Origin of the sequence: Halocatena halophila (genome assembly GCA_027563145.1) — an archaeon.
GTDB classification, from domain to species: domain Archaea; phylum Halobacteriota; class Halobacteria; order Halobacteriales; family Haloarculaceae; genus Halocatena; species Halocatena halophila.
On the sequence record CP071307.1, the window covers coordinates 33,665 to 56,144 of the forward strand.

Genomic DNA, 22,480 nt, shown 5'->3' on the forward strand with positions numbered 1-22,480 from the left:
CCTGATCCACCACTGACTGGCCGGATCATCCATCGAAATTTGACTGTGACACCGCTGTACTCAGCCGGTTTACTAGGTGTAACGGAACAACGGATCGAACGGATTCTATTTGATGGGTTTTGATGCCGTTGAATCGCAGTCGATCGCTGCTCTGTGGCACATTTGAGAGGAATTCTGTTCTTCTGTCGGGAACAGAATATGTTCACTATTGATGAATCGAGACGAACTCGTCCAACAGACTGGTGAATGCTGGTCGGGGACTGCTCGCACCGGTTTGGAGGAGCATCGAGTCCGGCGTGCCGACGCATGACGGCAACCCTGTCCGAGAGAACACGAACACAGTATGGAGTGACTAGGGGTCAGGCATCGCCTAGGAAGCTAAGTAGTATGTAGTGGGATGCTGTAGATGCACACGACTCACGTTAACGATGGGCAAAGACTGGGAACCAACAGAGATGAATTGTCGAACAGCGCCATCCGATTATCCATAATCCTGGTGAAACGTTCCAAAAAAGCCCCCGAACGGTCACCCTTTCCGACGGTGTTGCTCGTACAGGGACGCGTTCGGTTGAGAAGCCCAGGGACGATTAGGGTGGACTTGCGCTCGCTTCTTCGACGGAAAGTGCCCACTGTTCGAGCCAGTCGCGGAGACCGCTGCTGGGTACCGACAGCGAGTGTGTGTTCTCTGGGAGGCTTGGGTAACCGCCGACAGCGTTGTGGTCGGGGATCCAGTAATCATACGGTGAATCGAGCCGATCGTTTCCAGCCCGATCGATGATCTCTTGGATGAGGCGCTCATCGTTCCCCGTCCGGTCAGCTGGCCGTGCACCAGCGGTGGCGAGGTTGTGACTCTCCACATCGGTGGATGGCATGGCAGTCAATCCGTTAGGCCAAAGCGGTCTCGAGTCGGTCGTTTCTTCCTCGACGAACGGAACGTCCGAGTCGATGGGTGGATCAGCTGTGCTGTTGTCCTCGCCGTACACCGTCCCACTGCCTTCGACGATCGATTCGCCGGTGGCGGTCACGCCAGTGTACTTGTTTCCGACCCACGTCGTTTCGGCCGATCCGTCGGTGCTCGAAGCTTCATCGAAGAAGTAACAGAGATTGTTGGCGACGACGGTTCGCGTGTTGCTTTTGAGCCGTGGGATCCGGCTCCGAGCTTTCGCCCAGACGTTGCCAAGCAGCGCGACCCGGTCGGCCCCATCTCCGATCAGCGTACAGTAATTATGGTCGGATCCATCGCCGTACGGATCGTACAGCCCCTCGTAGATCAGGTTGTTCGAGTACGTTGTCTGGTCGGTGTCGTATCCGACCGACATGCATTCATCGACCCCCCACGAAGCCGTACAGTGATCGATGACGTTATTGACGGTCTCGTCCTGGGTACTGATCGCGTCGTTGCCCTGAATGTTGCCGTCGGGACCAGGCCCGACGCGGGAACGGATGTGCTGTACGACGCAGTTATTGGCATCGACTTGCACCATTCCCTTGATGAACGTGATCCCCGGTGAGGGTGCGGTCTGGCCTGCCACCCAGCAGTTGTCCTCCGTGATTTGGAGCGTATCCCCGCCCAGATCGATCGTGCCGCTGGTCTCGAAGACCACCACGCGCGAACCACTCGCGTGGAACGCGCTTTCGATGGCGCTACGGGTCGGCTCGGTTACCGTGATGACTTGTGTACTGTCATCGAGCCACGAACCCATCGATGCGAAGCCGTCACTGCCATCGAAATACGATCCACCGGACGTTCCACCGCCATTATCTTCTGAGGCTGTGAACGTGTTTATCGAGCCGGTATCGGAATCGTCATCACTGGCGTCCGTCAGGGCTCGGAATTCGTAGTCGGCTCCCGGAGAGAGTCCCGATACGCCCTGGCTGAATGAATCCGTTGTGGTGAGTGTCTCCTTGTTCGTCGTGGTCCACGCACTCGCGCCAGACTCGCGCCATTCGAAGTAGACATCGGCTGAGGATGCCCCGCCCAGCGCATCGAGCGCGCCGTTCAGTGTCGCCGACGTATCGGTTACGTTTGACGCCGAGCCTGTCGATACGACCGGACCGGTGTCGCCACCGCCATCGTCGGTCGAGACGCCCCCCGCCACATCGACGGCTCCGATATCCTGGTTGTCGCTCGGCCCAACGCCCGAAAGATTCGAGAATGTCCCTGTACAGAGAGTGCCCGCGTCGTGACTACAGACGGCCAATCCGACGTACGCGCTGGCCGCCAAATCGATCTGGTTCGGCGAGATGTCGGCGATGAGCGTCCAGGTGCTGCCGTCGCTTGACCCGTACGCCGAAACCGTGTCACCGGTGCGCGTTAATCGCAACCAATCGGCTGCCATCGTCCCGCCGGAGATTTCGCTCTCACCTTCCCCTTCATCCGATGTTGTACTTTTTGCTGCGGTGCCGTTATTGGAGCGCCACTGAAACGATGTCTCGTTTCCTGGCGTCTTCCGAACCATTGCGTGCTCGGCATCATCGTTTAGTGTCTGACGAACCATGATGCCCGCCCGTGCCCACTCATCGGTGTCCTCTACGCTGTCAACTTGGACAGTAACGTCGAAGTCTCCGTCTATCTCCTCGTAGTAGTAATGGAATTCATCCGCCTGGTTCCAGATGTCCTCACCGCCACCTTCGATGGTGATCGTGGGTGCTGCCGTGGCCGTCCCGCCAAGCACGGCCGTCCCGATACTCCCCGCTGCGATCGCACGCAAAAACGTGCGTCTGTCGTGTGCCATCAATAGACACCATTACGACAATATACAAGTCAGATAATAAAATTATCCTAGTAATAATTATCATTAGGGTGAGGATGAGAAACTGATCTACTACGATTTTCACTGATCGGCTCCGACGATGACAGCCATCTGCTATGGCCGATATCAATTCCCGAGGCGGGAACAGAATCGACAGTATCAACGAACTCAAAGAATGAATTCATATTAGTGTTGTTAAGTTGGTCGACGCGGCCTGAATCAGCTGATTCTCGACATGGTGAACCCCGTTTGCAAAGTCTACCCTGTAATCGGGTCAGATCAACAGTTAGCCACAAGATCAGATGGCTGGATATCTGTCGCAATTTGCCCAGGCAATCGAGCGATTACAGACGTACCACTGTAACAGTACTGCGGTCGCCTGCTCGATGATATAGCCGGTGGCACGGATGCTACCACCGCTACGGGATGGCAGTTTGAAGCCACGTCGTGTGAACTGGATCTCCTTTGAAGATGCATACACACGGGAGAGCCCATCGCAGGCAATCGAAAATTGGAAAACCGTATGGAAATTACACGACGAGATCATTAAATATTGGTTCTTCTGCAGCGGCCGTTTCTACGTAAAGCGGCTAGGAATCGTGTGTGTCAAACGAAGGCATCCTTTTCACTGTCTGAAAATCATTAATCTCGCCACAATATTAATGGAACTATTCCCTGTAATATATTATTATAATTCCCAAATATAAAATATACCTATATATGATAATTTAACCATATTTAAATAAAACACACTACTTAATATAGTTTTATATAAATAAGTTTACAAATATTTGGGATTGAATATTTATGGTTGTTCTTCTCATACTATCTAAGTTGCTACAGAGAGCCTATCAAATTTTTCTCCACTTATATCCGTTTCTGTAACTGATGGTCATCAATAACTCACAAGGAGGATGTTCTCCCCACATAGTCCTCGGAGTCTGATCGTGTATGACATGTGTGTCGCACTTCTGCATCAATAAAATTTCACTGCTATAAATAATAAATTATAGTATAGGAAATATTATTTTTATTGAGTATATACTATAGATACTATGGTAGGGAATTCGAATTCGGTGGAACGATATCGGCAGCGCCCAAAATCAGTCGTAACGGAATCTGGTGACGGCCCCCCGGTCGTATTCGCCCACGGTATGTTGATGGATCGAACGCTATTCACGCCACAGTTGTCAACATTGTCAGACACGTATCGGACGATTGCCTACGATCTTCGCGCTCGGACAGATCGATACGAAGGTCCGTACAACCTTTCCGCACTCGCTGATGATCTCGCAGCGTTGCTCGACACCCTCAACGTCGAGTCGATTGTGCTTGCCGGTGTTTCGACAGGAGGATTCATGGCGTTGGACTTTGTGAACCGTTATCCTGAACGCGTTCGAGGGATCATCCTCATCAACAGTATGGCAGCGTCGCATACCGAAACAGAACGAAATGAGTACAGCAATCTCGCAGCGCAAGTTCGTAAGAACGGACCGACCGATCAATTGCTCGACATCGGTCGAGTCCGGATGTTTGGTGAGACAACACGCGAAACAAATCCAGTCCTTGTCGAGCACTGGGTCAATCGGTGGCGCACCTATCCTGGGGAGGCTATTTACTACGAGATGCAATCGTGGATCGGTCGAGAGGACTTTACGGACAAATTGTCCAATATTACAGTTCCGTTTCTTTCGATCCACGGCACGGAAGATACCGTACTTGCTCCAGAACGCACTGAATCAATGCTTACACAGGTCCCGTATGGAGACCAGGTGTTGATTGAGGATGCCGGACATAGCGCGCCGATTGAACGACCTGATCCCGTAAACCACGCCATTCGAGAATTCCTTTCGGATGTCTCGACATGCCAGATTCAGTCACAATTCAGTGTTTGGTGAAATATTTCCATCCTTGATTAATACTGTATAATGGCAGTGAGAAAAAGCGCGAATTCATTGCTTGAATTGTGTGGGTGTTGTGAGCAGTTGCGAGCGGCAGGTGGTGCTGGCACTCACACTGAAACTAGCGGTAACGCCCAGAGCGCATGCAAGTAATACTGATGCGCGTTCCGGTATTCGACGGTGGCAATCGTCTCTCCCATGAAACATCATGGCTGATCCTCAAGAACGTACCCCTAATTTTGATCCAGACCGAATGTGTGTCCTTTCGTAAAATCAGTATGAGATGCGCAAGTTGAGCACAGATACCGTCAATTAGTTTTTGAATATTATAAATACAATTCATAGATAATAATATATAATAAATTATATATGAACAAAAAGATTAATATAAATGTAACTAGAATATTATCATATGGAGGAACTACACTATGAAGACATCTCAGTTGGTGACACAGACGAATTCGGAAGCTATACTGTAAGCAAAGAGGAGATAACCGCATTTGCTGAGCAGTACGATCCACAGCCGTTTCATGTTGATGAGGAAGTTGCCAAAGAGTCGGCATTTGGAGGGCTCGTTGCTAGTGGTCTCCAGACTGTTGGAATTGGACAACGGATGATGGTTGAGAATATGCTTCTCAATTCCAGTGCTAGGGGGGCTCTCGGAGTCGATAATCTACGGTGGAAACAACCTACTCGTCCTGGAGATACTCTCTCTGTGAAGACTGAAATAGTAAAAAAAAGGCCTTGGATCGATGACCTTGGAATTGTTAGCATTCAAATGACTGTAGTAAATCAGAATGATGAGAAATTAGTATCTCTTATTGTATTAATACAGTTTGGAATGAATGATGATGCGTAGGGGCTTTCCCACAGCACCCATATTTGATTTAAATTCGCGAGAAATCTGATTAATTGATTTAATAAAGAGCACCGTATAGGAGCATAGCACACCCAAGTTAATGGAGATGGTGGTTATGCTCACAGTATTTCATCGTTTGAACATTCATTACAGATAACCCGGGTCTCACCGATAGTGGATCTATCTATCTCATGTATTGTTTCTTCTTGACATCTATTGCATGGGTATAATACGCTCACTTCGTCCGGATCGTGTCCAGCACCCGGTGCACCGATTGCCCAAACTGTGAGTGGTTCATCGTCTTTATTATCTCCCCTCTGAAATTCGCCAGGAGGAAATCTGATTAGCTCTCCCTCTTTTACTTTCACTGTTTTTTTGTCCTCACCCACTGTGAACGTAGCTATTCCTTTCTCGACATAGAAGACCTCTTCTTGATCGTCGTGTTTGTGGAAGAGACCAGCGATCGACTCTCCTGGCTCCAGACGAAAAAAGTTCATTACGAAATCTGTTGTCCCGAGTTCATAGGAGATCGGTCGCCGTTCGCTATGAACATCTAATGGACTTAATACTACTCGTGCATCTTCAATATTTATCTTATCCATAGTTAGTATTGCAAATACAGACCAATAAATCTTTATAATATTATAGAAATTTAGTATTGGAGCAATACATGGTATACCATTGTTCGATTATTGATCATTTTATGAAAGCTGTCCTCCATCAGCCCGAAGGACAGAACCTGTGATATAGCTGGCCTCATCGCTTGCGAGGAACGCCACGACACCTGCGACCTCCTCTGGTGATGGAATTTCCCGCTGTGGAATCTCTTTAATCACGTCGTTTTCAGAGATGTGTTGATCGAACAGATCCGTTTTTACGTATCCGAATGCGACTGCATTCGATCGGATGCCTCGTCGAGCATACTCATGAGCGACAGCCCTTGTCAACCCAATAAGACCGGTTTTACTCGCACAGTATGCTGTTTGTCCTGTGAAGCCGCGAACACCGGCCATCGATGAGATATTCACGATGGCTCCATTGTTTTCCCTTTTCATATACTCTGTTGCAATCTTTGTGCAGTTCCATGCCCCATCAAGGTTAACCGCTATGTTACGGTCCCATTCTTCCTTTTCTAGACGAAACAGCACTTTTGCGGTCATCATTCCTGCGTTGTTGACAAGCACTGATGGTGGACCAAACTCTTCTGCAACACTATCGATCGCTGCTTTTGCGGCGTTATAATCGGCAACATCAAATTTTATTATATCTGATTTAACATCATAATTTGAAAGGATCTCTTTCATCTCCTCCGCAGCCTCGTCGTCTGAGTAATATGTTGGAATTACGGCTGCGCCCTCCTCTGCGAACCGCTTTGTAATTCCTCGTCCAAGTCCACGTGTGCCACCAGTAATTATCACTACGTCATTTGCAAATTCATATCCTTTTGTCATATTTTTAGTTTATCTATGTCTTCTATAGAATCAATTGCCACTACTTCTGCATCAGGGTGAATTGTGGTGATAAAACTAGCAAGCGTTCCTGAGGGTGGAAATTCGACATACTGTTGTACTCCTTCTGCTTTCAGTCGGTCTACCACTCCAGTCCAGTCAACTGGATTTGTAATTTGTGTTTTGAGAGAAGCCAACACCTCATTCGGGTTTTTGATCATCTCTTTCGTGGTACTTGAAACGACCGGTGTGTGAAGGACAGTGTCTGGTTGATATCTTTGAAGAACTGGAGCGAGTTTCTGCTCTGCAGGTTTCATAATTGGCGAATGGAACGGTTCACTGATGTCGAGATCGATGAAACGGATTGGGTTATCTTCACTCTTCTTAAGTGTTTCGATGACACCATCGACGGCCGTTGCAGTACCACTTATCACTGTCTGTTTCGGTCCATTAAATCCCGCGACACTGACCTCAGTGAACTCCTCACAGATGGAGGCAACAATATTAGGCGAGACTAATAGAACGGCAACCATTCGTCCATCGATATCCTCACAGACAGCTTCCATCACTTCGCCGCGCTTTCGGACCACTTGGACACTGGTTGTTGGATCGAGACCGCCAGCGGCTGTAACTGCTGTATACTGTCCCAGACTGTGACCACTCATGTAATGGGGAAAGCGGCCGACTTGATTATGTACTGCCATGTAGGCTGCAATACCTGCTGCAAGTACTGTTGGCTGCGTATTTCTTGTTGGTCGCAATTCTTCAGAATCACCCTCAAAACAGAGATCCAATAACTCGAAATCAACGGCAGCGTCCATCTCCTTGAATACGGCTCGCGCATGGGAGTCTTGCTCGTAGAACGATCGAGCCATGCCCGTTTTCTGGCTTCCTTGACCAGGAAAGACGAAAGCTGTCTTTGTACTGAAGTTATCTCTACTCATGTATTTTTCCGTAATGGTTATGTAGCGACGAATACTCCAAATCATCCATGTTGGATGTGGTATTCTTATTAATATCTTTCATAGTCTGGATCAAACATTAACGCTGAGTACGGTTCCGGCTCTACTCCGTCTACAACATTATACTGCGAGAAGTCTTCTACCCCTACCTCCTGAAGTAGTTTTTCGTCATAAAATGCATTACCGGTACAATCATCGGGATGTCTCGAAACAATCTCAAGAACGGCGTCCGACACTATTTGTGGGTCTCGCCAGTCTCTTTCAGTTCCGATGCTGTAGTATTGTGTTGCACGGGATTCGATAGCGGTACTGGGCCAGAATGTGTTTACGCCAATACTGTATTCACGTAGTTCCTCAGCCAATGCCTTCGCAAGGAGCGTCATCCCAAACTTCGTGATACCGTAGGCAGCTCGTCCCGATATATCGTGTGTTCCGATAGGTGGTGAATTCATTAGGATGTGTCCATGATCCTGTTTTTTCATATGTGGGATCGCGGCACGCGAGCAAATATATGCAGCGCGCACATTCGTTTCGAATAATTTCTCAAATTTTTCAACAGAATCTGTCTCAACAGATCCCATATTATCTAACATATCAGTTATATTGTCGATATCTGCTAGAACTGCACCAGCGTTGTTGATGAGAATATCGAGTCGTCCAAATTCATTAATAGTCTCATCGATAGCATTGTATATTTCTTGCTTATCACGTACATTCATCTTGATTGCTAACGACTTATTCCCACGTGCCTGTGCCTCTTTTGCGGTCTGGTGAATTGTTCCTTCTCTGCTTCTCAGTGGTTTTGAGGTTCTCCCTGTTGAGACAACGTTACATCCACAATCAGCAAGTGAGAGTAGTATGTCCTTGCCGATGCCACGGGTTGAACCGGTAACAAGCGCAACTTTACCGGTGAGATCCGGCTTCTCAAACATGGTCTATACTGGTATTGTAGAGCCCTCGCGTGAGTGACCCTCTCAACTGCCTGAGATTGGTCCGACAGGTTCGTATCACTGGTGTAACTGGGATCGTATTTGCCATATCCTATCTTGTTTAATAGATAATACACCGTAATAAAAATTCCCATTCATATCATAGATAAAATTTAATAAATTTTATAATAAGATTTATAATTACTGGCAATAAAATAATAATATGGAATCTAGTGAATTAGATAAGTGGACAAATGAAGTAATACTTCAATTGATCCCAGAGAGTGGTAGCGATATTAATAACGACGAAACATTCGATGAGGACGGGCTTGATGCTGATTCTCTCGCTATTGTCGAGATTATGTATAGTGTAACTGATAAATTTGGGATCGAAATTGCTGATGAAAATATTGAGGAGATCAGGACGGTTGGAGATCTCAAGCTGTACATCATTACGCATTCGGACAAGTTCGATGCTACTGATGCAGAAAAGCTAGATCTGGATAAATCACGGTTCAAAGAAATAGCGCAACTATGAACGTACCGGAGATCGTCATTACTGGACTGGGCGCTATTTCTTCCATCGGTAAGAATGCACAGTCCCAGTGGGATGCGGTGGTGGAAGGAACAAGCGGTGGCAACACCATTCAGGCGTTCAATCCATCGGAAACATCCTTACGCGGTTCAGTTGCCCACGAGATTACCACATTTTCTCCCGAAAACTATGATTTTATTGAGCAACGAGTGACTGGAGAATTCACTCAGTTTGGTCTTGTAGCAGCAAATGAAGCACTTGAAGATGCAGGATTGGATCCAAACGATTCAGAATGGGAGTCATCCCGAGTCGGAACGAGCTTCGGCACCTGCTTTGGCGGTGTCAAAGAACTAGGGAATGATATAAGAAACGGAAAATTTAGCTTCCATATCTCAATTCAATTCCTTCCCAATCTCGCTGCAGGCCATATTAGCAGCCAGTTCAACGCGAGAGGTCCCAATAAAGCACCAACAACAGCATGTGCTGCCGGCACACACGCGATCGATACTGCAGTTCAGGAACTGAGGCAAGGACGTGCAGACATAATGATTGTCGGTGGTGCTGAAAAAGCAGTGCATAGGTTCGGCGTTGGTGGATTCGATGCGATCCGTGCCTACTCTACCAGCCACAACGGCGAACCGACCAAAGCGTGCCGTCCCTTCGACCAGGACCGGGATGGTGTCGTGGTGGGAGATGGTAGTGGGGCATTGATTTTAGAAACACGTGAACACGCCCAACGACGCGGTGCTGACGTATACGCGACTGTTGCTGGTCTCGGTGCCTCCAGTGACGCGATGCATCCGATCAGTCCTCCGGATGATGCCCACGGTTTAATCCATGCGATCGAGATGGCGATTACCGACGCTGGAATCAAAAAGAATGCAATCGATTACGTCAGTGCACACGGAACGAGCACCCCCGGTGGGGATGTCCACGAAGCAACTGCAGTTAACAAAGTCTTTGGTGATCAAAAGATGCCGTATGTCACGGCGATGAAAAGCCAAACCGGACATACGCTCGGTGCCGCTGGTGCGATCGAAGCCGTTATCGCAGTCCAATCGATTATCAACAATGTAATTCCCCCGACGATAAATCTAGAGAACCGTGATAGTGAGTGCGATATTCCGGTTGTAACAGAACCGATAGAACAAAACGTCTCTACTGTTCTCTCGAATTCTGCAGGATTCGGTGGGACAAACGGGACGGTTATATTCACGGATGCATGAATGATTTACTAGTTTGTTCTGGGATAGATGTAATTTCTATCACGCGAATAAAACAGGCGCTGTCGCGGGATACTGGATTTAAACAAGGGATTTTCTCAGAGGGCGAGATTGACTACTCTGACAGTAAAGAGCGTCCAGCACGTTTTTTCGGTGGGAGATGGTGTGTAAAGGAGTCGTTCATTAAGGCACTTCAGGAAATGAGTGCTACAGAATCAGTACATTTTGACGAAATAATAGTTGGGAAAGAAGGCGGATCTCCGCAGTTAGAACTACTAGGAGACACCAAGCGTGTGTTCGAACGATCACTTCCTAGCGGTATGCTATCATACAGCATTAGTATTAGCATCTCGCACGATGAGGTGGCCAATATCGCATCAGCATCGTGTATCATCGTCATTCTAACGTGACTATTGTCGACTTGGTTGGCACTCGTTTCTGTCGTTCAGTCTCAACACAATCCTATTGAACGAGCTGTGCTGAGTCTCCGTATAGCAATGCGGCATTTTATAAAGAAAAAATGGAGAATGATAATTCTAGTTATCTAATAATTCTATTGCCAACTTTTTCAGGAATGTTATCCATACCTCAACGGTGATTACGTGGTGTTAAAGTCCATCACACCGACGCACCCAATCAATCACGGTAAACGGTGCTGGATACGACAGCCCACACCGGCACAGTCCCTAAATTCTACTACCTATAGCGGGGATCGTTGGTTCGCATCCCTTCTTGGACTGGGGGTTTATCCGTCGGTACGACGTCTCGTTCCCATGGCTGCGCCGACATAAAACACGGCTGATTGATCGACTCACTCCCCAGCTTTATCCTCCATTTCGTGATCGAATTCAACACAGGCAGGACCATCCTGCTCGTACCCCTGCCGTCGCTTGTGTATCGAGCGAGCGGTCACAACGGACCTGTAGCGGTTCCTCAAAATCCTAGATGAGAACGAAACGGAATCGCCCACCCACGCTCGCCAGAATGGAAGTCGTGTGATGGAGGTCTTCTTGCTCAGGTCCACCGGACACCAAACACCGCTGCCTTCATAGCCGCTTTCCGCTCTCCATTCATAGATTATGCCCAGTTGGGCGACGGCACCTGACCTCGGTGTCACAGTGGCCATCGACTAAACGAACGGTTCTGTCGCAGTGTACCTATGGATTGATCGCCATGACTATGTTACCGATGCTGTTTCTGCTCTCTAAGTATTCATGTGCAGATGAAACGTCTGTCATATCAAACACCTCGTCTATTTCTACGTGATAAGTGTCTCTCTCTACCATTTCGAACATGGTGGTGATGCCATCCATTATACTCGTTCTCGTCTTCTCATTCAACAATGCCAACAAAAGGTGGAATCCGTGAATGGACACGCCAGAAAATATCAGATCGGGGGTCGTAACGATACCTGGTGTTCCACTTGAAACGCCATACGTGATTATCGATCCGCTTTCATTCATAACCGCAAGCGTCTGTTTGAATGTTCTGCCACCGATGCTTTCGAGTGCGATATCGATTCCGACAGTATCGTCACAAATGTCGTCGATTTCGGTCGTGATACTGTTGGTCGCGTAGTTTATCGTGTGGTCCGCCCCCATGCGAGTCGCGAACGCAATCTTATCTTCGTTACTGGCGATGCCAATCACTGTAGCGTTAGACCAGGTGGCGATCTGTGTAGCAGCGTTGCCAACGCCCCCCGCAGCAGAATGGACGAGTACGGTGTCTGAGGGCTCTATCTCGCCGATCGGTTTTAGAATGCCATAGGCGGTCAGGAATGAGACAGGGATCGCTGCCGCCTTTTTGTCGGAAATACCATCTGGAATTTTGAAAACCAATTCCGCCGACTGTGGATTAAAGAAACAGTTCGTTCCATGAATCGCCTCCGAAAAATCGGCTGTCGCCTGATCGCTCCATGTTCCCCCTTGGAATTTTATCATTCCAACGCGTTCTCCAGTGCTCCAACCTTCCAGTCTTCCATTGATTTCCGTTATGGTCCCTACTCCTTCTAATCCCGCCTGATACGGCGGACTCCAATCCATAACCACACCGTGATAGTTTCCACGTCTTTTCTCGACTGATGTGTAGTTAATCCCGCTGTACGTCATTTGGATACACATCTCACCTTCGTTAGGACCTACCATCGGTGCTTGCTCAACTTGGAAAACTTCAGGCCCCCCCGGCTCGTGGACAATTATTTCTCTCATATAATAATTGTAGGAGGCCAAATAAAAATAAATTACTAAAAAAGATAAAAATTATATATAACGACAATATTAATAATCTTCAAGAATATGAATAATATATGAGGAAGATTGCCTTCGTATATCCAGGACAAGGAAGCCAAAAACAAGGGATGGCTGCGGATTTCTACGAGAAAAGTGGTGTCGTTCGAGAGAAACTGGACTGTCTTGATGGCGCATGTACGTTCGACCTCCAAAGACTGTGTTTGACAGCCCCCTCAAAGGAACTGCGACGAACTCGGAACACACAACCTGCCGTCCTTGCGACAGGGGTCGCCGCATACGCTGCAGTAACCGAAACAACGCCTGTTGTGCCTGATGTCGTTACCGGCCACAGCCTCGGTCAGTACACGGCCATAACTACCGAAGGAGGTATTGCCAATGAAGATGGCATTAGGTTAGTACGAACACGGGGAAGGCTCATGGAGACCACGTCCTCAGGTCGAGTGGGTGTGATGTACGCCGTTCTGTTTGCCGATTCGGATGATATCAGTGACGTTTGCGAGGAGTTCGATACGGTCGGAATTGCCGGGTTTAACACGCCAAACCAGACGGTGATCAGCGGAGAAAAAGGTGCTGTCGAAGCAGTACAAGAGGAGCTACAAAAGAGGACGAACGCCCGATTCATCAAGGTCGATACGGATGAAGCGTTCCATTCGCCACTCATGAACGAAGCAAACAGGCAGTTCTCACAGGTCCTCGAAGCGGTGGATTTCTCAGAGGAGACTGAGTCCCCAATCGTTTCCGATATTACAGGTGAGATGTACACCGCTATGTCAGACCTTACATCGATCCTTGCCGATCAAATAATACAGCCGATCAACTGGCGAGCAGTCATGCAAACGTTAGATAATGCTGATGTAGACACGATCGTCGAGTTCCCACCTGCTGGCACGCTCAGCAAATTCTTCGAAGACACATATCCTGATAAAAACGTAGTGTCCATCGATTCATACGATGATATTCGGAGCTTGGAATCATCAATAAAATAATGTGTACTGTTACAGGCTCACCACTCGACTGGCTAGTTTCTGTGCATCTCCGTGTCCGACAGGCCCTGTTACGTCTTCGAAACCGGGGGAGTACATCGGTGAGCGATTGTCCGATCACTCACTGGGTCCTCCTCTCAAGTCTGATCTGAATTTCTCTCTGCACGTTGTTCGTTGAGATATGCGTAGAGACACACCGCGAGGGCTGTGATCTCGGGGTCGGTGAGCTTCGAATCACACGAAAAATCACGTTCGTCTTCGCTACAGTCCCAGAGTGACACCGAGTCGAAACCTCCGTAGAGAGTCGATATGGATTTATCTGGGGTCATTACAACGGAATGTTGCCATGTTCTTTGGGGAGACGTTCACCGCGTTTGCCTGCGAAGAGATCAAGGTCTTCAATAAGGCGACTTCGTGTCTGCCGTGGGTCGATCACGTCGGTGATATAGCCGTTTTCGGCTGGTGTATACGGGTTGGCGAACTCCTCGCGGTACTCCTCAATCAGCTCTTCGCGTGTGGCGTCAGTGTCGTCAGCGGCGGCCAGCTCCGTACGGTGGAGAATGTTGACCGCGCCTCGCGGACCGAGGACTGCCAGTTCAGCGGTCGGCCACGCGTACGCACGGTCGGCACCCAGCTCTTTCGAGCCCATCACGATATAGGCCCCTCCGTACGCTTTCCGGACTACGACGGTGAGTAACGGGACCGTGGCTTCGGCGTAGGCGTAGATGAGTTTTGCGCCGTGGCGGATGATGCCGCTATGTTCTTGGTCGGTACCGGGCAGAAACCCTGGCGTGTCTACCAGTGTAATGATAGGGAGGTTGTAGGCGTCACAGAATCGAACGAACCGGGCAGCCTTGACGCTAGCGTTGATGTCGATGGTGCCGGCGATGGTCCGGGGCTGGTTGGCGACAACGCCGACTGCCCGGCCGTCCAAGCGCGCAAACCCGATGATCATGTTCTGTGCAAACTGACTGTGCAACTCGAATAACGAGTCTTTGTCGACGAGTACGTCGATCACCTCCACCATGTCGTAGGGTTTTTTTCCGTCGGTGGGGACGAGCTTGGTTAGTCGGTCACACGCCCGGTCGGGATCGTCCCACGCCTTGACGCGGGGTGGATCTTCCATCGTGTTCTGAGGGAGGTAGGACAGCAGTCGGCGGATACCATCCAGTGCATCGGTCTCGTTCTCGTAGGCGTGGTGGGCGACGCCACTGGTGGCAGTGTGAGCGGCCGCCCCCCCGAGCTCGGCCATCGAAATCTGCTCGCCGGTGACAGTTTCGACCACGTCCGGGCCGGTGATCATCATGTGGCTGGTGTCAGCAACCATGAAGGTAAAATCGGTGAGTGCCGGCGAGTAGGTCGCGCCGCCCGCACACGGCCCCATTATACAGGAAATCTGGGGAATCATCCCGCTGGCGTCTGTGTTGCGCTTGAAAACCCTGGCGAATCCACCCAGCGCGTCGACGCCCTCCTGGATCCGTGCCCCTCCCGAGTCGTTCAGTCCCACGACTGGCACGCCCGCTTCGACGGCTTGATCTATTACCCGACAGATCTTGTCAGCGACTACTTCGCCGACCGAGCCACCTAACACAGTAAAATCATGGGCGAAGACGAACGTCTTGCGTCCGTCGATCTCACCATGCCCTGTCACCACCGCGTCGCCGGGGACATGGTTGTCTTCTAGTCCAAACTCGGTACACCGGTGCTCTACGAACGGCCCCATCTCCCGGAAGGTGCCCGGATCAAGGAGGTACTCGATGCGCTCGTAAGCGGTCATCTTCCCCTTCTCGTGTTGGGCAGCGATCCGCTCCTCGCCACCACCCAATAGCGAACGCTCGCGGTGATGATTTAACTCGGCAATCAGGGCCTCGATGTTCTCTTTTTGCTCGTTCGAATTCTTGTTACTCTGTCCCATAACTTACTATCTCTATTATTTTGTTCATATGATATTTATTTATCAAATAATACGTGTCATCATTAACTGTCGATTCTACGTTTTCGATGTTTAATACTAATCCACTACTATTTTTCTATTAACATTCAAATAATAAAAGGACTTCACATTAGAAAATTTTTTATTGATAGACCTGTATCAATAATGTGGTTTTTCTTCGGAGAACAGCTGCTGAGCTTACAGTGTTTTCCAAACAAATATTATTATCAGCTGCCCATTACTTCTTGGCCAACAGGCCGTCCGAAGGGAACCGCAGTTTGTGTGTTCTCCCGCAAATCCGTGGGAGGTTGTGTGATACATTCTAGATTTTGTAGACTCAGGGACAATTGCATTCCTCCGAATGTTCCACCTACCGAGTTTTTGTGCAAGGATTCGAGTGATGTGGATCACCCAGCGTTGCTCGATCCATAGCTACTCCACTCACATAAGTATATATTGAACTTATTATATATTGACCTTCCTTTGATTCTCTCGAACATCCCTCTATTCCACGCCTCTTACAATAGTAAAATGAACTGCATAGATTCTCTTTATAATATATTCCCTTCCATCGCTTGTTTATACCAATAATTGTTGTCTGTAATACAAGCATTATTCACGAATATTGGCATTATCCTTTGGACTTCAATATATCTTCTGCGGCGTTCGCAACTGCGGAGTTTAGAGCGACATTGAACTGTTTTTACTAGATCCGTTGCTTTTTGAGTCCTACAATGATTTTATCGCGATTCCACGATCCGATTAGTAGATAGAGATGACTGTAACATTCTGTTATACGAACTACTTCGTAGTAGCAAAGTCTATCTTTTCCGTTCTCCAGACTATCAGTATTTTGTGAATATTTATAAGAAATAAGAATGAATTCCCAGTTATATATCAGTGGTCTCATCGTTGCCGAAGACATCATCTATTGGCTCCTTCTGATCTGTTGGCAACGCGATTCGTGTCGAGGTGATGAATCTCTCATACGAAAGATTCTCATCGAGCTGGTTTCCGCCCCATGGTCCAGCGCCGAGCGCCGCCGTATTGGTAAGGTCGTTTCTAAAGCTAGTGGCGATATCGATTCCCGATTGATTGACAGCAACACGACAAACATCAACTTCTCGTCCAACTTGTTCGGTCCGATCGGGAGATGTAGTATGGATGACACAGGAATGGCCCGTTCCTTGGTAGTCGAGTATCTGCTTGGTCGTCGTCACCGCATCCTCGAAGGTATCCGCCTGATACATTGTTAGCACCGGCGCGAGCTTTTCTCCACTGAGTGGGTGTGCAGCTCCCACTCCGCTCTCTTCTACCATAATAAGGTCGGTTTTGTTAGATACGGACACATTCGCTTTCTCGGCGATTTCTCTTGCCGACTTTCCGATGACTAAGGGGTTGATCGAATCGGAAAGGAACATGGTCGCTTCAATGGATTTGGCTTCCGTTTCGGTGCACAAGTATCCGCCCTCTGCTTCGAGTGCTGCTATCAGTTTCGAATACACGTCAGCATGGGCTACGACCGCGTTTTCACACACACATACGATGCTGTTATCGAACGTCGTCCCAGTGACAATATCCGTTGCTGCCTCCCGAACGTCTGCTGTCTCATCCACGATTGCGACGATGTTTCCTTCGCCAACGCAGTAGTTTGGCGTTCCTGACTCCTGTCCAGCTTTGACCTTTCTCGATGAACCGGTCACCTGGACCAGATCGACGTGTTCCATGAGCTCGTACTCACGATTTCTGTTTACCGGAACCGGGAGTAACTGGATGAGGTTACGAGGTGCACCAGCATCAGCAAGTGCCTCGCGGACGTATTGGACCGTCAGAGCCGCCGTATTGACACAGTGAGGAGGCGAGGAAATGACAATCGAGTTACGACCCTTCACGGCAAGCATCGCGACGTTTACTATCGTCGTACCCGGATTCGTTGACGGAATGGAGGTACCGATAACTCCGACCGGTTTCATGATTTCGATAATGTTCGGGCTCTCTGTTTTTCGGACGCCAACGGACTGTTCGTCAATGATATCTGTGAAAACGCCCTTACAACAACGCTGAATCTTTTGCTTTTTATCAGCCTTGTTTCCGAGCCCAGTCTCTTCATGGGCTGTTTTCGCGATCGATTCTGCGTGTTCTTCTCGATAGATTGTCCACCCGATCGCCCGAATCAGATCATCAACCTGTTGCTGATCGTATCCAGCAATTTGCTTGTAGGCGTTGGACGCCGACTCGATGAGATCGGTCACTATTGGTTGGGGTGACCGCTCGTCCCGAGGCAGATTTATATTATCTCCGTTCATTTTTCTCACCCGTCGCGTCTAAGGCCTCAGGCGTGCAGTTCCTAACAGCAAAAACGACTGCTGGATCAATACTGTAACGAGTAGATGGTTTTATATTTGATACACACATACTATAAAATAAATATTGCTATGACATATTAGTTTCGAAAATGCAACTTTAATAGATAATTTTCTTAGAGGATGTTTCTTCTTTGGTTCCTGTTTCGGGGATGACTATCCAATCGAGAGCGTGAGGATAGTGGGAGTGAACTGAGAGTGATCAGCCGGAGAGGGACCGTTAGAGATGTTTTCGGTGGAGGCCTGTGTCTTTGACGCTGCCATAAGGTTGATACTCGTGGCCGAATTTGGAGACGATGAGCATTTTTCCCTCCGCACCGACGTCGACGGTGAGATTCGTTAATTCGAGCTGAGCTTTGAGGATAGCAATGGCTGGTGACGGTTTCGGTACGAAGACTCGGGATTACTGTCGTGGTTGTGGTCATCTTCGTTTGTAGGTGTCGGGCTCTGATTACCGACTGGGATTCAGGATCGGCAGATGGGTGCGTGATGCTCACGACACGGTTCTCCCGGATCATACGAGTCCTTGTGTTGTCTTTATCGGGACCGCTCCCGCGCCTGGCTGCCGGCTCAGCGGCGTTTCGGGTAGGCTTCGCAGAGGCTGCGTCCGAGATCGGGAGCGATGACAGTTGCCTGTGTCCATTATCCGACAAATGGCTGAGGCACGATCATGTGACTACGGACAGGTTTTCCGCAACGATGAGCCTTGCTACCACTGTTAGGACTCAGTGAGTAGTGTAGAGAAAGAGTTGACTCACTCATTGTCAGCAGTCGCCCAAAGATACTAGTTTCGCCGACCGTTGACCTGTGGATATTCATGGGCACCATCTTCGGGAATTAGGATTATTGGAAATCACGTCAACCCAGCTTCCTCAAAAGCTTCGTTAACGACGTCTGGCGTTGGAGCATTGAGATAGGGTTTGATGGCCTGGAACGAGTCCCAACCGCCGGCCTGCATGACGACTCGTGGGTTTATCTGCCGATCGACGAGGAGCCGCTGAGCGAAACGTCGCCGGAGATCGTGCGAAGAGACATGCCGATAGTCGGGATCACCAGTTTCCTCAGCTGCTCTTTCAGCCGTTCGCTTCACAACTGCGCGTACTCTCGGGCGGAGAGATCGACGAGCGGCGGGTGCGATCGTCTCGGCAGTGGATGGCGATGGACATCACTCTCGATGTAGGGTGGGAGGTAGGCATCGCGAGGCTTTCCACCGAACCGGTGGTATTCTTCCCTCGTGGGACACGCAGCCGGTAGTGATCACCGTCCGTCGTCTTTTTCACATGTTGCGGACACACCTGGGGAATCTCGAACCCCCCACCGAACTGGAGAATGAGATCGTCGCGATGACTGGCATCAGATCGCCAGAGGTGTTCGAGTTCCATACGTTGTATTGGACAGAAAACAGAGGTAATTTGTGTGTAATTCTGGCGTTTTCAGGGTTGATCAGTGGGTGAGTTTCTGATTAGTAGAATAAATCACCACTTTCTCTATCCTCTAGTTACTGCTTTCCTGCCAGCCCGAGTTTGGCAACCATGGATTCGTCTCTAATGACTGGACGACTGTCTGTACGACTATGATTTTGGTTTCGACTCGACAACAGTACAGCTCGAACAGCGTGATTCGATTCCGACTTCGAACTCAGCCCGATTTGAGAGAAGACAGCAGATACTTGCTACGAAATGAAATATTATATTTTAATTAATTCTACGCTGCTAAAAATAGCTACAGTCTACACATATTTTGTTGAAAGGGTGACTATGCCGTCAACGGTCGCCTCCAAACGGGCTGTGTTTCAAACGATAGCAGACGCTTCAGATTCCTACTGGCCGTATTACCGTGATCTAGAGACCGATCTCACGAGTAACGACCTCGAAGCGTTCAAGCACGACGTACACCTACTCGCTTGCGAGTGATTCAAACACGACGCCCATGATGACGTAGAAGCGTTGACAAGAGCAAAGCTCTTGTCGGCCAATCAGAATCGCAGAGCGATTCTGATGATGTTGACGAGATCGGAGATCTCGTTCGCCAGCCAGAAATCTCAGATTTCTGGTGACATTCATCAGCTGGTGTTCGCTGTACCACCTCGATTTCGGTCCTCATGACGCACACCCATCGTGGCACGCGAAGACGAAGCCGGTAGTCCCGATGATTCGTGCACTGATGGTGCTGGAGCTACACGGCAGGGAGTACGAAACAGCGCTGGTGAACTATCTCGGTGGCCGACTCGCTCGTCACGCTCTGAGGTTCGAAGATGTTCCAGACCAGCCGACGATGTGGCGAGTTTACTCCTGTGAGTAAATCCAGTTCACTTGGGACGACCCCCGTCCGTTAAAAGAATTAGAAGGTGGTTCCACCCAACGAGAGATTCTTCAGCGGGCAGACGAACTAACAGCGAATGCTCGAAAAAACGGCCGCGAGCACTGGATCGAGACTGACGACACTACTCGTTACCGCACTAGTTACGTATTGTTGGCCAATAAATAGCAGTGTGTGGTGAGCGGCGACAAATAGTACTCCCCCAATGAAAACCTCGATCCATTCTGTACCTATTCCGCGTCCGGCTCGTTCCTGACGAGGTGTCGATCTTCGGCTGCGTAGGTACCAGCCCAGTCGTAGAGGTCCTCGAAGATGTGCGTCAGCGCGTGGGTCTTCTCCGTGGCGACGTACTCCACCCGTGGCGGCACCTCATCGTAGGAGTGGCGCTCGACGTACTCTGCTTCCGTGAGTTCAGCCAGTCGGTTCGACAGCGTGGTCGAGGAGATATCCAGCCGCGCGTCCAAGTCTTTGAATCGAAGGCCCCCTTCGCTGAACGCGAATTCATACATAATGGCGAGTGTGTATTTCTTCCCGAACAGCGAGAGTACGTCTCTGACGGCGTTCTCTGCCTCGAGGTCCTCTAGGTGCCCGCAGTCATCGTCTGAGCGAGACAGTTCGTCGCTGGCGGTAGACTCAGCCATGGCAATACTCCTATTTCTGGAGTAATAACACTTTCTTCAATGGATCACTGGGTATCACTCCGGAAATACGGAGTTACTCCAACACTCTAAACTTGATAGTTTATAGCTCCAGAGTGTGGAGTAATAGATAGGATGACACCGGCAATTCACGAGATGACGCTCATCATGAACGACTCCGGCGGAATCGACGCGGAACTATCTCCTCTCTCCATTACAGGTGCGTCCGATGGGTAGCGACCCCATCCTCATCTACGGCGCGTACGGCTACACCGGGCGGCTCGTAACCAGGCAGGCCGTCGCGGACGGTCTTGACCCCATCGTTGCCGGCCGTTCCGCCGAGAAGGTCGAATCGGTGGCGGTCACCCATGGTCTCGACCATCGCGTTTTTACTCTGGACAATCCCCGCGAGGTCGCGGACGCGCTTGCGGACGTGGCGGTCGTCCTCAACTGTGCCGGGCCGTTTGACCGGACCAGCACCCCGCTGGTCGACGCCTGCATCGAGACGGGTACCCACTATCTCGACATTACGGGCGAAATAGCGGTGTTCGAGGCCATCGCCACACGCGACAGCGAGGCCGAAGCCGCTGGCGTGATGCTTCTGCCGGGCGTTGGCTTCGACGTGGTTCCGACCGACAGCCTCGCTGCCCACCTTGCCGACCGGCTCCCCGACGCGACCCACCTCGAACTGGGCTTCCAGGGGCTTGACGAACTCTCGCCCGGCACCGCCCACACGGTCGTCGAGTCGCTTGATGACAGCGGCACGGTCCGTCGGGACGGCATCCTCGTGGATGTGCCGGTCGCACACGATATCCGCACCATCGACTTCGGTGACGGCCCGACGACTGCCGCGGCCATCCATTGGGGTGATGTCTCCACGGCATACCACACAACAGGCATCCCGGACGTGACTGTCTACGCCGACCAACCGGAGATGACCATCCGATTCCTCCAGCTGTCGAACCGGCTGCGATGGCTGCTCGGGAGCGATCCCGTGCAGTCCGCGTTGCACGGTCTCGTCGACCGATTCGTCGACGGGCCGAGCGAGGCCGCCCGCCGTGAGGAGTCGATGTACGTCTGGGGACGGGCGACGAACGGCGAGGAATCGGTGGTTTCGCGGCTAGTGACACCGGAGTCGTATCTGTTCACCAGCCACAGCGCGCCCTACTTAGCTGCCCGCGTTCGCGACGGCGAGGCGCCTGTCGGCTTCCAAACACCCGCCAGTGCGTTCGGCCCGGATGTTGCACTCGATATTGACGGCGTGGAGCGGACAGACGAGTGACGGCGACGGCGGGGTGCTCAGTTGAGCGGTGCTCGTAGAGCCACGAACGTCCCGTGAGCTCACGGCAAAACAACGACCAAACGAGCGGGTCCGCGACGGATGG

The 22,480-nt window shown here is 50.1% G+C and carries 18 protein-coding genes and 1 pseudogene; 8 read left to right on the forward strand and 11 right to left on the reverse strand.

Going from position 1 to position 22,480, the window contains the following annotated elements; all coding sequences use genetic code 11:
- Window positions 1-587: 587 nt before the first annotated feature.
- Window positions 588-2,735: a DUF1349 domain-containing protein gene (locus JXQ78_RS14310; RefSeq protein ID WP_330633205.1), complete on the reverse strand. Its 2,148-nt coding sequence runs from the start codon at window positions 2,733-2,735 to the stop codon at window positions 588-590.
- Between the two features lie 1,178 nt (window positions 2,736-3,913).
- Between JXQ78_RS14310 and JXQ78_RS14315 the strand changes: the two genes are divergently transcribed.
- Entirely contained in the window at window positions 3,914-4,651 is a 738-nt protein-coding gene (locus tag JXQ78_RS14315; RefSeq protein ID WP_407934067.1) for an alpha/beta fold hydrolase, read from the forward strand.
- Window positions 4,652-5,066: 415 nt separating this feature from the next.
- Window positions 5,067-5,513, forward strand: coding sequence for a MaoC family dehydratase (locus JXQ78_RS14320; RefSeq protein WP_330633207.1), 447 nt, complete (start codon window positions 5,067-5,069; stop codon window positions 5,511-5,513).
- Between the two features lie 119 nt (window positions 5,514-5,632).
- Here JXQ78_RS14320 and JXQ78_RS14325 read toward each other — a convergent pair whose 3' ends face one another.
- The 4 genes from JXQ78_RS14325 to JXQ78_RS14340 form a co-directional block, all read right to left on the reverse strand.
- Window positions 5,633-6,115: a cupin domain-containing protein gene (locus JXQ78_RS14325; RefSeq protein WP_330633208.1), complete on the reverse strand. Its 483-nt coding sequence runs from the start codon at window positions 6,113-6,115 to the stop codon at window positions 5,633-5,635.
- Between the two features lie 99 nt (window positions 6,116-6,214).
- Window positions 6,215-6,964, reverse strand: a complete 750-nt coding sequence (locus JXQ78_RS14330) for an SDR family NAD(P)-dependent oxidoreductase (RefSeq protein ID WP_330633209.1) — start codon at window positions 6,962-6,964, stop codon at window positions 6,215-6,217.
- Window positions 6,961-7,950: an ACP S-malonyltransferase gene (locus tag JXQ78_RS14335; protein WP_330633210.1), complete on the reverse strand. Its 990-nt coding sequence runs from the start codon at window positions 7,948-7,950 to the stop codon at window positions 6,961-6,963. Before JXQ78_RS14335 ends, JXQ78_RS14330 begins: the two co-directional genes overlap by 4 nt.
- Before the next feature lie 23 nt (window positions 7,951-7,973).
- Window positions 7,974-8,855, reverse strand: a complete 882-nt coding sequence (locus JXQ78_RS14340; protein ID WP_330633211.1) for an SDR family oxidoreductase — start codon at window positions 8,853-8,855, stop codon at window positions 7,974-7,976.
- Window positions 8,856-9,075: 220 nt separating this feature from the next.
- Between JXQ78_RS14340 and JXQ78_RS14345 the strand changes: the two genes are divergently transcribed.
- Genes JXQ78_RS14345 through JXQ78_RS19070 form a run of 3 tightly spaced genes read left to right on the forward strand, consistent with a single transcriptional unit; the run spans window position 9,076 to window position 11,020 of the window.
- Window positions 9,076-9,390, forward strand: coding sequence for a phosphopantetheine-binding protein (locus JXQ78_RS14345; RefSeq protein ID WP_330633212.1), 315 nt, complete (start codon window positions 9,076-9,078; stop codon window positions 9,388-9,390).
- Window positions 9,387-10,613, forward strand: a complete 1,227-nt coding sequence (locus JXQ78_RS14350; RefSeq protein WP_330633213.1) for a beta-ketoacyl-[acyl-carrier-protein] synthase family protein — start codon at window positions 9,387-9,389, stop codon at window positions 10,611-10,613. Before JXQ78_RS14345 ends, JXQ78_RS14350 begins: the two co-directional genes overlap by 4 nt.
- Entirely contained in the window at window positions 10,610-11,020 is a 411-nt protein-coding gene (locus JXQ78_RS19070) for a holo-ACP synthase (RefSeq protein WP_407934068.1), read from the forward strand. The genes JXQ78_RS14350 and JXQ78_RS19070 overlap by 4 nt, the downstream gene beginning before the upstream one ends.
- Window positions 11,021-11,767: 747 nt before the next feature.
- Here JXQ78_RS19070 and JXQ78_RS14355 read toward each other — a convergent pair.
- Window positions 11,768-12,817: a quinone oxidoreductase family protein gene (locus tag JXQ78_RS14355; protein ID WP_330633214.1), complete on the reverse strand. Its 1,050-nt coding sequence runs from the start codon at window positions 12,815-12,817 to the stop codon at window positions 11,768-11,770.
- Window positions 12,818-12,915: 98 nt separating this feature from the next.
- On the opposite strand from JXQ78_RS14355, the gene JXQ78_RS14360 reads away from it, so the two are divergent.
- Complete coding sequence (locus JXQ78_RS14360) at window positions 12,916-13,845, forward strand: ACP S-malonyltransferase (RefSeq protein WP_330633215.1); 930 nt, start codon at window positions 12,916-12,918, stop codon at window positions 13,843-13,845.
- Window positions 13,846-13,979: 134 nt separating this feature from the next.
- On the opposite strand, the gene JXQ78_RS14365 is transcribed toward JXQ78_RS14360, so the two are convergent.
- The 4 genes and pseudogenes from JXQ78_RS14365 to JXQ78_RS14380 form a co-directional block, all read right to left on the reverse strand.
- Entirely contained in the window at window positions 13,980-14,123 is a 144-nt protein-coding gene (locus tag JXQ78_RS14365) for a hypothetical protein (RefSeq protein ID WP_330633216.1), read from the reverse strand.
- 47 nt (window positions 14,124-14,170) lie between these two features.
- On the reverse strand, window positions 14,171-15,757 hold the full coding sequence (locus tag JXQ78_RS14370) for an acyl-CoA carboxylase subunit beta (protein WP_330633217.1): 1,587 nt from the start codon (window positions 15,755-15,757) through the stop codon (window positions 14,171-14,173).
- A 908-nt stretch (window positions 15,758-16,665) separates the two neighbouring features.
- Window positions 16,666-18,027, reverse strand: coding sequence for an aldehyde dehydrogenase family protein (locus tag JXQ78_RS14375; protein ID WP_330633218.1), 1,362 nt, complete (start codon window positions 18,025-18,027; stop codon window positions 16,666-16,668).
- Between the two features lie 964 nt (window positions 18,028-18,991).
- Window positions 18,992-19,520: pseudogene (locus JXQ78_RS14380) on the reverse strand (site-specific integrase).
- A 375-nt stretch (window positions 19,521-19,895) separates the two neighbouring features.
- Here JXQ78_RS14380 and JXQ78_RS14385 point away from each other — a divergent pair.
- Window positions 19,896-20,051: a hypothetical protein gene (locus JXQ78_RS14385; RefSeq protein ID WP_330633219.1), complete on the forward strand. Its 156-nt coding sequence runs from the start codon at window positions 19,896-19,898 to the stop codon at window positions 20,049-20,051.
- A gap of 636 nt (window positions 20,052-20,687) precedes the next feature.
- Here the strand turns inward: JXQ78_RS14385 and JXQ78_RS14390 are convergent.
- On the reverse strand, window positions 20,688-21,098 hold the full coding sequence (locus JXQ78_RS14390) for a winged helix-turn-helix transcriptional regulator (protein WP_330633220.1): 411 nt from the start codon (window positions 21,096-21,098) through the stop codon (window positions 20,688-20,690).
- 226 nt (window positions 21,099-21,324) lie between these two features.
- On the opposite strand from JXQ78_RS14390, the gene JXQ78_RS14395 reads away from it, so the two are divergent.
- Entirely contained in the window at window positions 21,325-22,377 is a 1,053-nt protein-coding gene (locus tag JXQ78_RS14395) for a saccharopine dehydrogenase family protein (RefSeq protein WP_330633221.1), read from the forward strand.
- Window positions 22,378-22,480: the final 103 nt, after the last annotated feature.